This window comes from Candidatus Omnitrophota bacterium (assembly GCA_028693815.1).
Lineage (GTDB): Bacteria > Omnitrophota > Gorgyraeia > Zapsychrales > Aceulaceae > Aceula.
Genome location: JAQUUP010000012.1, coordinates 44350 through 56734, shown reverse-complemented (window position 1 = coordinate 56734; position 12385 = coordinate 44350). Strand labels below are relative to the sequence as shown.

Genomic DNA, 12385 nt, shown 5'->3' with positions numbered 1-12385 from the left:
AAATGATATGGTGCATAAGAATGTTATAATTAGATATTAGCGTTTTAGATAATTTTGCAAAAATGGATTATTGTGAGCAAATGTAACAAGGAAGATTGAAGAATTGTTATGATAATGATTGCAGCAAAAAAGTTTTAAGAAAGAGATGCCGATAGCCATGAGTAGTTAAAATATTCAGGTTTATTTTTATGCCTTTTTCTGAAAAGAATATTGCGATATTGCGAGATATTATGGAGGTGACTACGACTGAAAAAGGAACTCTCTATGGAAAGACAGGTTCAGGCATGGGAGTTGATGGGAAAGGGTCTTTAGGATGGTTTGTCGGATTTCTTGAGCATGGCAAAACGACATATATATTTGCTTGCAATATTACCGGTGGAGAAGAGTCCTCTGGGAAAGTTGCTCAAACTATTATAGAAAATATTTTTAAATCTCAAGGGTTTCTTTAGAAAAAGGCAGTTAAGTAATTGTTGCCAATTCATTGTATGGGTTATTTGTTTTTTAGTTATGCATCAGTTGTGCATTTTGTCTTTGTGCAGAATCAAGTTTTGTAAATCCATTGCGGGTTAATTACTTGAATGATTTTTTTGTTGATGTGTTATCGCATCTTGAAAAAATAGCGATGTTGTTGCTATCTTAATTTTGTAGAGTTATTTTAGTTTGATAATTGATTGTTTTATTTTTCATTAGTTTGTAAGGAAAAAAGTATGTTAAAGCCAAAGCTGTTTACTACTCTTAAAAATTATACTTTTAAACAATTTCAGATGGATTCTATATCTGGGATTATAGTTGGTATTTTAGCCTTACCTTTAGCGATTGCTTTTGCTGTAGCTTCAGGCGTGTCTCCTGAAAAAGGTATTTTAACGGCTATAATTGCGGGGTTTATTATTTCTGCGTTTGGGGGGAGTCGTGTTCAGATTGGGGGTCCTACAGGCGCTTTCGTTGTGATTGTTTACAGCATTGTTCAGCAGTATGGCATAGATGGTCTTATGGTAGCGACATTTATGGCTGGCATCATGCTGGTGGCGATGGGTTTGTTTGGATTTGGCGCCGTTATTAAGTTTATTCCTTATCCAGTAACAGTCGGTTTTACTAGCGGAATTGCACTGATTATCTTTATATCTCAAATAAAAGATTTCTTAGGTTTGCATATTGGTGCGTTGCCGTCTGAGTTCTTTGAAAAATGTATGATGTATAAAGACAATATTCATTCTACGAATTATTATGCTTTGCTGATTGCGTGCTTAACGGTGCTCATTATTTTAACATGGGGGAAGATATCGAAAAAAATTCCAGGATCAATTGTGGCTCTGATTGTAACGACTGGTTTGGTTTTCTTTTTTAAGATTCCCGTCGAGACTATTGGCGCAAGATTTGGAGATATTTCAAGCGGCATTCCATTTCCTACTTTACCTAATATAAAATTTAGTATGATTCCAAATTTAATTCAACCAGCTTTCGCGATTGCTATTTTAGCCGCCATTGAATCCTTGCTGTCAGCAGTTGTTTCTGATGGGATGATTGGAGGGAAGCATCGTTCGAACATGGAATTAGTTGCGCAGGGAGCCGCTAATATGATCTCTCCTTTATTTGGCGGAATACCAGCAACAGGCGCCATTGCGCGTACGGCAGTTAATGTGCACAATAGTGGTCGAACACCTGTCGCCGGAATCGTTCATGCGATAACTCTTTTGTTGATTATGGTATTTTTAGGCAAGTGGGCTAAATTAATTCCAATGGCAACGTTAGCTGGGATCCTTGTTGTCGTAGCTTACCATATGAGTGAATGGCGATCTTTTAGGATGATTTTAAGGTCACCGAAAAGTGATGTTCTTGTGCTTTTGGTAACATTTGGTTTAACGGTTGTTCTGGATTTGTCGGTTGCTATCCAGGTTGGAATGGTTTTGGCAGCATTTCTTTTTATGCGTCGGTTGGCGCTAACATCAAATATAAATATGATCACAAAAGAGTTTGTTGACGAGGAAGAGCGCGACGATCCAAATTCTTTGAGCAAGAAAATTATCCCAGATGGTGTTGAAATATATGAGATTAATGGACCGTTCTTTTTTGGAGTCGTTAGTACTTTCTTGGAAGCTATGAATAATATTGATAAAAAACCGAGAGTTCGGATTTTGCGCATGCGCCATGTTTTAAGTATTGATGCAACAGCTATCAACGCATTGAGAACAGTTTATGAAAAATCGAAAAAAAATGGAATTGTTTTAATTTTATCCGGAGTCCGGTCTCAGCCTCTTTTTTCTTTGGAACGGTCAGGGTTGTACACTATTATTGGCGAAGAAAATGTGGTCAGCAATATCGATGTTGCATTAAATTTAGCAAGAGAATATGAAAAACGACGTCTTAGCGAAGGCGTGAATCATTAGTTTTTATGGTCCATGCATTAAAAGGTTACGAAAGTTGTTGAATTTGCAAGGAAGTTTAATTTCTTTAAGCTTAATTAGAGTGATGCGATAGTTCTGAATAGATAAGATGTTCAGGGCTCTTTTTGTGCTTTGTGCGTTAAAGATTGGTTTGGAATTTTTGTGTTTAGTTAAAGATTTTCTTAATTTTGATTTGATTTGTATGATTGTAAGCGGTTAATTGTTCTTCAAGCTTGATTGTACCATAAGGTCAAATTGGGATTTTAAGAATTGCTGCCACTCTTTGTTGTTAGGCTCTATCGACTTTAAGCGTTTGATGATCTTCAAGGCCTTTTTTTTCTGTCCTTGCTGATCGTACATTGTAATTAGAAAAAGGAGAGGCTTGATATCCGAAGGTCTCCAGAATTGCAATGGTGTTTCGACTAGTTCATTGACGAGTGCTTCTAACAAGGCCTGAAGGCTTTTTCGTTGTTCGTTATCTGTCAGACTAACAACATATTTGGGGTTTTGTTTTGTCGTTAGAGAAGGGTAGAGCATTTGCATGTAGCCATAAGGTTCTTCTGATGGTACGATGCGGGTTTTGTGTATCCACGGCAAAGCAAGATCATCTCCGGGATTTGCAATAAATGAAAAGTCATTTTCATGACCATGTGTTTTTATTAGTTCTTTTGATTTTTTAATTATAAGGCGTTGTTTTTCCCAAGTTTTAGCGCAATTTAAATTTAGTTTAAAAGTTTTTGATGCGTTGACAATGATTAAGAATGAAAGACAAAGAAAAGAAAAAATTTTTAAAGTGATCATTAGATGGCGCTTGGGCAGCTTATTAAAATCAATAAAGCTATAAAGAATAATTATAGGATATGGCCAAAAAAGGTAATTATAGTAACTGCAGTTGGCTAAAAGATCGACCCCGTATACCGAAACTCTCATGGCTCCCAAAACTATGATTTGTATGCCCCAAAGACCTAAAACAAGAAAGATAAAAAGGCACCTTTGTTTTAGGAAATCTTTTGATAAGCTTTTTTTAAGAATAAATATATAAGTCAAAATAGCACCCGCTAAGGACAAAAACCCCACAGAAATAATATTTCTTAAGAAAAAAATGCTTTGTGGATTTAAGAAAGCCTGATTATTATTAAATGTAATTCTTTGTGAAATTGTAGGCCTTAAAAGATCAGGAAAAAGGCCGCTTGACAACCACCAATAAAATGAGATAAAGGTGGCTTTAAGCGCTTTGATAAGGGAAAAGGATTCTGATCCTAAAGAATATTGTTGGTTTGAAATGATATTCCAATTGGAAGCGAGATTTAGAAGATTGAGTGCTAAATAGATTATTGCCGGAGAAATGACCATTAACCTCCAGTGGCGCGATATCAGGCTTTTTTCGTTTATTTGAGGAGATAAAAAGATTTTTGATAAAAGAAAAAGGAAGGCGGAAAAAAGGAACGCTGTTTCGCAAATAAAGCAAGCGATGAGAAGGGAGATGAATAGTATCCATGTTTGTTTTTTGCTCACGCTTTTATTGTGGATTATTTCATAAAAGATTTGAATACAAAGCAAAACACAGGCAACAAAAATCATATAGCTGTTGATATGATGCCAAATGATCATCTCGATATTTGCGAATAGAACAGAGAAAAAAAGAACAAAGAGTCCTGCGAAGATACTTTTGTGAATTCGAAATAGCAAGCTTAGAAAGAACCATAGGACAGCAAGGTGGAGCAAAAAACCTGTGATCTGCCAATAGGCAAAATTGTAGCCAAAGAGCCACAATTTGGTTCCAAGCACAAAATAAAAGAGTGGACGAAAAAGAGGTGGGCTATATCCGGGAAAAAGATGAAGATTGCGGTTGTAATTAATAGCTTTTTTTATCGCGAGAGAAACCCAACTGTTGTTTCCTGCGGCATCCGCAACGTAAAGCAGCTGGTCGTGACGCGCGATATGAAAGAATGATGGAAAATACACAAAAAGGTTAACGGACACTAAGATGAGAAAGAAAATAAGTTTTAGTTTATTATTTTGAAAATAGGATTTTATTGAAGAAATAGAGGTCATGGAGTTTTGTCGTTTATATTTTTCTAATGTTTCTAGGCTAACATGGGTATTCTGGAACGTCAATAAAAACATTAGGTAAGTTTTGTCATTTTTATTTTTTAAATAGATTTATTCTAATGATTTTTTAATAAAAATATTCCTTTACAATGCATGTATATAGGAGTTTAATGTTAATGTTTATTTTTAATTAATTTTAAAAGGATGTGAATGATGGAGAGAATTTTTCAGATATTTTCCGACATATCATTTTTTCATATTAATATGCTTTTTATTCTAGGGTTGGCTCTTTTTGGAGGGACAGTCGGAGGACGCATTTTTCAGAAAATGAAAATTCCTCAAGTTGTCGGCTATATTGTGATTGGGGTTATTCTCGGAAGATCAGGATTTAATATCATAGATGCTGTTAGCATGAAAACTCTGCAGCCATTTAGCTATTTTGCTTTAGGGTTAATTGGGTTTATGATTGGGGGAGAATTAAGCGCTAAGGTTATTGCAAAATATGGAAAGAAATTTGTTGCGATTCTTTTGTTTGAAGGCTTAGCTTCTTTTGCGTTTGTGGCAATTGCAGTTGGCGTCGCGGGGACGTATTTAACCAAGGATGCTTCTTTTTCGTGGAGTTTGGGGTTACTTTTAGGAGCAATTGCCTCAGCAACGGATGCTGCATCAACTACGGATGTTTTGTGGGAGTATCGAACAAGAGGTCCTTTAACGACGACTGTTTTTGGTATTGTGGCACTAGATGATGCGCTCGCGTTACTTCTTTTTGCTGTCACCGCAAGCATAACGACAAAAATTATCGGTGCCTCAGAAGAAAGTGTTGTATTGGCGATTCTGCATCCTCTTTATGAAATAGGAGGGGCTATTTTTGTTGGTTTGGTTTCCGGGAGTATTCTTGTTAATCTTTTAAAGAAGTATGAAGATAGGGAGCGAGTGCTTGCTTTCTTGATTGGCACGGTTCTTTTTGTTTTAGGATTATCGCTTGCTATCAATGTGAGCATGTTGTTAGCAGCTATGGTTTTAGGAGCAGTTGTTGTTAATGGTGTTCCTCAAATTTCTAAAAGAGTTTTTAAACTTGTTGAAGAAATTGCACCTCCTATTTTTATATTATTTTTTGTTTTTGTTGGAGCTAAGCTGGATTTTGGACACATTACTCCATTCGCTATAGCCTTAATTGTTATTTATTTAATCGGCCGCACAGCTGGAAAAATGCTAGGAGCTTTTGTCGGCGCGCGTACTTCTAAGTCTTCAACGGCAGTTCAAAAGTATCTTCCTTTTTGTCTTTTTAGTCAAGCTGGTGTCGCGATAGGTTTATCCATTGTGGCTGCACATATTTTGCCGCCAGAAATGGGCAATATTGTTGTTATTGTTATTACAACAACAACTTTTTTTGTTCAGATGATAGGGCCTCCATGTGTAAAGTATGCTATTGAAAAAGCAGGAGAAGTAGGATTAAACATTACAGAAGAAGATTTAATTGATGAAACAAGGATCTCGGAGCTGTTGGACACAGATTTTCCTCTAATAAAAGAAAATGCAACGCTAGATGAGATTTTAGATATTTTTTGCAATCATCTATATTCATACTATCCTGTCGTTGATAAAGATAAACGCTTGAAAGGTGTTGTGGGTGTTGAGAGCATGCGTCAGGCCTTTATGTATAAGGATTTGGGAAATTTTGTTATTGCCGCAGATATTATGGAATTTACTTCATTCCAGGTTTCTTCTGAGGCTTCAGCTATGGAAGCAAAAAAGATTTTTGATGGATACCATTTGGATTTCTTACCGGTTACAAATAAAGATGGCGATGTTGTTGGGTGCGTTGAAGAGAGGATATTCTATCAGTTGATTTCTCGCAAAATGATTGAAGCAGAAAGAAAGGCCGGCTTGTTGGAATAGTTGGAAAGACGCGTTTTTATCCTACACTTGTTTTTATTATTGTTTTAACATAAAGATTGCTAGAAAATATTTTTAAATTCCTTGCTCTCATTTTTTTCATATGTTAAAATTTTGTGAAATCTTGAAACAATCTTTCCGTATTACGAATTATATAAAAAAATGAAGGGACTTATGATTACAAAAGACATGATATTCTTGCTGATGGGCGGGCTTGCTTTTTTCTTTTTTGGAATGAAGACCATGTCAGACGGGTTAAAGAATGTTGCTGGCGAACGCTTAAAAAGTATTTTGCATATGGCAACAAAAGTTCCGATTGTCGGATTGTTTGTTGGAGCGCTTGTAACTTGCTTGATTCAATCGTCTAGTGCTACAACTGTTATGGTTGTTGGTTTTGTTAATGCAGGGTTGCTTGTTTTAAAGCAGGCGATTAGCGTTATTATTGGTGCAAACATAGGAACCACGTTTACGGCATGGCTTGTATCTACGATGGCTGTTTTTAAGATTTCTCATTACGCGCTCCCGCTTGTGGCTGTTGGTTTTGTTATCAATTCCTTTGGCAAAACAAAAAATATTAAGCTTTGGGGACAAATCTTGATGGGATTCGGTATTTTGTTTATTGGACTAAGCTTTATGAAAGAAGCTTTTGATTCTTTAAAAGATAGCGAACAAGTTAAAGATATTTTTGTTAATTTTAGCTCGAATCCTCTTTTGGGTGTTTTGGTGGGGCTTGTTTTTACGGTTTTATTGCAAAGCTCTAGTGCGACTATCGCGATTGTTCAGGTTTTGGCTTTTAGCGGCTTGATTTCTTTTAGTGCAGCCATTCCGCTTATTTTAGGAGATAACATTGGAACGACAATTACTGCTCAGCTTGCTGCGATAGGAGGCAATACGAATGCCCGGCGCGCTGCAATGTCGCATACAGTATTTAATGTTGTTGGCGTTTCATATATGCTAATTTTTGTTTATACAGGTTGGTATGTTAAATTTGTTGAATTTATTATTCCGGGTCAAATTACGCTTAAAAATATAATGTTTTACATTGCTGTTTCTCATAGTCTTTTTAATGTGTTTAATGCTTTTATGTTTCTACCTTTTATTGGAGCGTTAGAAAGAATTTGTATATATCTGGTTCCTAAGAAAAAAGGCGCTATTGAAATTGCGCCTCAATTTTTGGAGAAGCATTTGTTGGAAACGCCTTCAATCGCGATTGTTCAAGCTCAAAAAGAAACGGTTCGGATGCTTAGCATTGCTTCGCAATCTGTTTCAATCGCAGTTGATAGTTTTCTGACGAATGATTTAAGTAAAGTAAGGGTAATTTCAGAGCTCGAGAACGCGGTTGACAATCTTCAGTCGGAGATTACTCAGTATCTTGTTGAGCTTTCCCAGAGAAATCTTTCTCAAATTCAGTCTGAAGAGCTCCCTGTCTTAATTCATTGTGTTAATGACGTTGAAAGAATAGGAGATCATTCAGAAAATATTTTAGCACTTTCTGAGCGTAAGTTTGAAAAGAAGCTACCTTTTACAGATGAAGCGATTAGAGAATTATCTTTAATGTGGAATGAGCTTTATAGTATGATTCTTGAGATAGAGTTGGCTTTGAATAAGAATGATTTGAGCATTGCCAAGAACGTGCTTCTCCGTGAGCAACGCATAAATGAGTTTCAACTTAAGCTAAGAAGAGCACATGTTAGGCGTTTAAATGATGGTAAATGTAATATTAAGTCCGGTATTGTATTTCTTGATTTTGTCGATAATCTTGAGAAAATAGGAGATCATCTTACAAATATCGCTCAGGGTATTGTAGGTGGTATGAGATGGAGGCCATTTGAAAAAGGTGGGAAGGTAAAAGCTTTTGCTCAGGGTCATCATGATGGTGAATTAGAAGACGATTAAGATTTTTTGATTGCGAATCTGCATTTTTAGAAGGGATGGTCTAGCAATAAAGATCATCCTTTTCTTTTTTATTTATAGAGGTGTCAATATTTAGGGTTTTAACCCTTTACAAGAAGGCTAAGGTCGTGTATGCTTTTGGCTTAATATTAATCATTAAAAGCAAGGTAAGTTTATTGTGATTTCATGCAATGATGTATCTTTACAGTATGGACAGCAAAAGCTGTTTTCAAAAGTAAGCATTGTTTTTAATTCAGGAAATTGCTATGGGTTAATCGGTGCTAATGGTTCTGGCAAATCCACATTTTTGAAAATTCTTTCTGGGGAGATTGAAACTACAACAGGCGAGGTGAATATTTCCAAGGGAGAGCGGATTTCTATTTTAAAGCAGGATCAGTTTGCTTTTGATGAGCATACCGTCCTTACGACTGTGATTATGGGGCACAAGAGGCTTTATGACATCATGACTGAAAAAGATGCTCTCTATAGCAAGCCAGATTTTTCAGATGCTGATGGTGTTCGTGCCGCAGAGCTGGAAGGTGAGTTTGCTGATCTTGACGGGTGGAGTCTTGAGTCTGATGCTGGGAAAATGTTAAGCGACTTAGGCATTCCTGTAGAGCTTCATGAAACACCAATGAAACAGATTGAGGCTGGAATTAAAATTAGGGTGCTTTTGGCTCAGGCATTATTTGGGAATCCAGATATTTTACTTTTAGATGAGCCTACAAACCATTTGGATTTGGAAACTAGCATGTGGCTGGAAGAATTTTTGTGTAATTTTGAGAATACAGCTATTGTTGTTTCTCATGATCGTCATTTCTTAGATAAGGTTTGTACCCACATTGCGGATATTGATTTTGGAAGAATTCAACTTTATCCTGGAAATTATACTTTTTGGCAAGAATCAAGTCAGCTTGCGTTAAGGCAGCGTGGCGAAGCTAACAAAAAGATTTCTGAAAAGAGAAAAGAGTTACAGGATTTTATTGCACGTTTTAGCGCGAATGCATCTAAATCTAGACAAGCAACGAGTCGTAAAAAGATTTTGGAGAAATTAACTGTAGAAGAAATCAAGCCTTCCTCAAGAAAATATCCGTACGTTAATTTTGAGCAAGAACGCGAGGCTGGAAACGACGTTTTGAGTATTGAAGACTTGTCTAAAACTATGGACGGACAGATTGCTTTTGAAAATTTAAATATTACGGTTGAAAAAGGGGACAAGATTGCTTTTATTGGTCCTAATGATCTTGCCAAAACAACTTTGTTTCAGATACTCATGGGGGAGATCAATCCGGATAGCGGTAGTTTTAAATGGGGTGCGTCAACGAGTTGCGCTTATTATCCGAAGGATAATGCAAAGTATTTTGAGGTTGATTGTAATCTTATTGATTGGTTACGTCAGTTTTCTGATAATACAGATGAAAATTTTGTGCGTGGATTTTTAGGGCGCATGCTTTTTACAGGCGAAGATTCTTTTAAATCTGTTCAGGTTTTGTCGGGTGGAGAGAAAGTCCGCTGTATGCTATCACGGATGATGCTTGTTCAAGCAAATTTCTTAATTTTAAACGAACCAACAAATCACTTGGATTTAGAATCGATTACGGCCCTTAATAGTGGTCTTGAGAAGTTTAAGGGGACGATTCTTTTTTCTTCCCATGATCACAAGTTAATACAATCTGTAGCTAATCGTATTATTGAAATTACTCCTAATGGCTACATTGATCGCGTTCACACAACTTTGGATGAATATTTAGAAGACGAAAGTGTCCAAAAACGTCGTCATGAACTCGGTGTTCGATAGGAAAGTGAATTAGATATGTTTGATATTCTTAGCTATCTTTATGAAGATTTAATCACAGTTAATCTTAAGGCGGAAAATAAAAACGACGCTATTAAAGAATTGATTGATACTATTTATCAAAAAAATCCTTTGGCTACGGGTTCTGTAAGCAAAGAAGATGCCATTAAAGCGGTTATGAAAAGAGAAAGTTCTGAGTCTACGGGTATTGGTGAAGGGTTGGGGTTTCCTCATGCACGTATTAAGGGGTGGAATAATTGTGTTGTTGCCATAGCCGGGAACTTAAAAGGCATTGATTTTAATAGCATGGATGGAGAAAAGGTGCATTTTATTGCCTTGATAATATCTCCTGATGAGACGCCATATTTAATATTACAAGTTATGGCTGCTTTAATTCGTGGTATTAGAAATAATAAAAAGCTTTGTTCTTTTGGATCTGGTTTGACAGTAAAAGAGATTTATGATGAACTTAGAATGCAACATTCAGCAAAAGTAGTTCTTGCCCAAGATATTATGCGTTCGGCTAAGTTTTTTCTAAAAATGAATGATAGTGTGGAATCGGCTGTTCGCTTGATGCATCTGAATCAGGTTGATACTTTGCCTGTTGTTGATGAGAATCATCAGTATAAAGGGGCCGTGTCCTGTTTTGATATATTTAATTACGGTATTCCTGATTTCTTTAATCAATTGCAAACAGTTTCGTTTGTACGACATTTGGATCCATTTGAGAAATATTTTATTATGAAGAATGGATTAACTGTAAAAAATATATTGAGAGATAGTAATCTTGTCATTTCCCAAGATGATACTTTGATGGAAATTATTTTTCAATTGTCTGTAAAAAATAAAGCTAAGCTTTTTGTTGTAAAAGATGGTCGATTAGTTGGAGAGATAGATCGATTTTCATTAATTGATAAAGTTTTATTTTTTTAAGAATAAACAGAGGAACAGCATGCTGGCATCGATTATAATTTTTCTTGTTGTTTATTTTTTCATTGCGACAGAAAAGCTCGACAAGACGGTTGCGGTTATCATAGGGGCGACTCTTATGATAGGCATGCGGTTGATCAGCTTTGGTCAGGCGGCTGAAGCGATTGATTGGAATGTTATATTCCTTTTAGTTGGGATGATGCTTTCTGTTTCAATTTTAGCTAAAACAGGTTTTTTTGAATGGGTGGCAATAACGGTTGCTAAAAAGTTTAGCAGTAATCCTTTTAAAATGCTTTTAGCTTTTATTGTTGTGACGGCTGTTCTTTCCGCCTTTTTGGATAATGTAACGACAATTATTCTTCTCGCTCCTGTCACGATACTCATAGCACAATTGCTAGAAATATCCCCGCTACCTTTTCTTATTTTAGAAGTTATTTCATCGAATATTGGAGGGGCTGCGACTTTGATAGGGGATCCACCCAACATTATTATAGGTTCTCAAGCGAACTTGTCCTTTAATGCTTTTTTATTCAATCTCATGCCTTGCGTTGTAATCATTATGGTTGTTTTTTTATTGACGGTTTATTTTTTATTTCGTTTTTATTGGAATATTCCTGACCGGTTGAAAAGCAGGATTTCCGGCGCTATTCCAGAGTTGGCGATTGTTGATCGAAAAACAATGATACGCGCTTTAATTGTTTTAGGTTTTATTGTTTTTGGTTTTTTTATTCATTCAGCCATAGGAATTGAATCTGGACTAATTGCTTTGTTTGGCGGAGTTTTAATGGCGGTTATCTGCAAGGCTGATTTGGAAAAAGTTTTTCAGAAAGTTGAATGGGGAACGATTTTCTTTTTTATAGGTTTGTTTATGATTGTGGCTGGACTTGAACATAACGGTGTTATTGAACTTTTAGCGAGCAAGTTAATGATAATGGCAGGAAGTAATTATTTCTTATTATGCGCATATGTTCTTATTGGTAGTGCTTTGTTTTCAGCTGTTTTTGATAATGTGCCTTTTGTTTTAGCGATGATACCTTTAATTAAGAACATTATTGTAATTTCAGGAATTGCTGCGTCAGGGATATCGGCCGAACCTTTGTGGTGGTCCCTGGCTTTGGGTGCTTGCTTAGGTGGTAACGGCACGCTTATTGGTGCAAGCGCCAATGTTGTGGCTTCGAAGATAAGTGATAAGAATCGGTATCCAATAAGCTTTGTACAATTTACAAGCTATGGAATGCCGTTCATGATTCAGTCAGTTCTTATTAGTTTGGCGTATGTTTGGTTGCGTTATTTTGCTTTTGCATGAGCTCGCATCTAGAGGGCGAGAGTTCTCGGAAGCGTTGCCATAAGCCAGAAATTTCACAAGAAAAGTAGCGGAAAAAATGTCCTTGAGCCCTTTGGCCGAAAAGCCAAAGGGCTCTTTTGTGTATTTTTATTT

General features: G+C 36.3%; 8 protein-coding genes. 7 read left to right on the top strand and 1 reads right to left on the bottom strand.

The genetic code is table 11. From position 1 onward, the window contains the following. Positions 1 to 188: 188 nt before the first annotated feature. Positions 189 to 449, top strand: coding sequence for a penicillin-binding transpeptidase domain-containing protein (locus tag PHY73_05395; GenBank protein MDD3375139.1), 261 nt, complete (start codon positions 189 to 191; stop codon positions 447 to 449). Between the two features lie 258 nt (positions 450 to 707). Further along, positions 708 to 2384 carry a SulP family inorganic anion transporter gene (locus tag PHY73_05390; protein ID MDD3375138.1) on the top strand — a complete coding sequence of 559 codons (1677 nt, stop codon included), beginning with the start codon at positions 708 to 710 and terminating at the stop codon, positions 2382 to 2384. Positions 2385 to 2597: 213 nt separating this feature from the next. Here the strand turns inward: PHY73_05390 and PHY73_05385 are convergent, their stop codons facing one another. Next, a complete protein-coding gene (locus tag PHY73_05385; GenBank protein ID MDD3375137.1) occupies positions 2598 to 4508 on the bottom strand; it encodes a hypothetical protein in 1911 nt (636 codons plus the stop codon). A gap of 135 nt (positions 4509 to 4643) precedes the next feature. On the opposite strand from PHY73_05385, the gene PHY73_05380 reads away from it, so the two are divergent. The 5 genes from PHY73_05380 (at position 4644) to PHY73_05360 (ending at position 12253) form a co-directional block, all read left to right on the top strand. Next, the gene (locus PHY73_05380; GenBank protein ID MDD3375136.1) at positions 4644 to 6332 is read left to right on the top strand and encodes a cation:proton antiporter; all 1689 of its coding nucleotides are present in this window, start codon (positions 4644 to 4646) and stop codon (positions 6330 to 6332) included. 171 nt (positions 6333 to 6503) lie between these two features. Next, entirely contained in the window at positions 6504 to 8225 is a 1722-nt protein-coding gene (locus PHY73_05375) for a Na/Pi cotransporter family protein (protein MDD3375135.1), read from the top strand. Between the two features lie 175 nt (positions 8226 to 8400). Continuing rightward, positions 8401 to 10020, top strand: coding sequence for an ATP-binding cassette domain-containing protein (locus PHY73_05370; GenBank protein ID MDD3375134.1), 1620 nt, complete (start codon positions 8401 to 8403; stop codon positions 10018 to 10020). A 15-nt stretch (positions 10021 to 10035) separates the two neighbouring features. Continuing rightward, entirely contained in the window at positions 10036 to 10950 is a 915-nt protein-coding gene (locus tag PHY73_05365; protein MDD3375133.1) for a PTS sugar transporter subunit IIA, read from the top strand. Between the two features lie 19 nt (positions 10951 to 10969). Continuing rightward, on the top strand, positions 10970 to 12253 hold the full coding sequence (locus PHY73_05360; GenBank protein ID MDD3375132.1) for an ArsB/NhaD family transporter: 1284 nt from the start codon (positions 10970 to 10972) through the stop codon (positions 12251 to 12253). Positions 12254 to 12385 lie beyond the last annotated feature (132 nt).

What these genes read in the sequence shown, in the direction of transcription:
- PHY73_05395 (MDD3375139.1), top strand. Translation starts at nt 189, where the DNA reads ATGCCTTTTTCTGAAAAGAATATTGCGATATTGCGAGATATTATGGAG.
- PHY73_05390 (MDD3375138.1), top strand. Translation starts at nt 708, where the DNA reads ATGTTAAAGCCAAAGCTGTTTACTACTCTTAAAAATTATACTTTTAAA.
- PHY73_05385 (MDD3375137.1), bottom strand. Translation starts at nt 4,508, where the DNA reads ATGTTTTTATTGACGTTCCAGAATACCCATGTTAGCCTAGAAACATTA.
- PHY73_05380 (MDD3375136.1), top strand. Translation starts at nt 4,644, where the DNA reads ATGATGGAGAGAATTTTTCAGATATTTTCCGACATATCATTTTTTCAT.
- PHY73_05375 (MDD3375135.1), top strand. Translation starts at nt 6,504, where the DNA reads ATGATTACAAAAGACATGATATTCTTGCTGATGGGCGGGCTTGCTTTT.
- PHY73_05365 (MDD3375133.1), top strand. Translation starts at nt 10,036, where the DNA reads ATGTTTGATATTCTTAGCTATCTTTATGAAGATTTAATCACAGTTAAT.
- PHY73_05360 (MDD3375132.1), top strand. Translation starts at nt 10,970, where the DNA reads ATGCTGGCATCGATTATAATTTTTCTTGTTGTTTATTTTTTCATTGCG.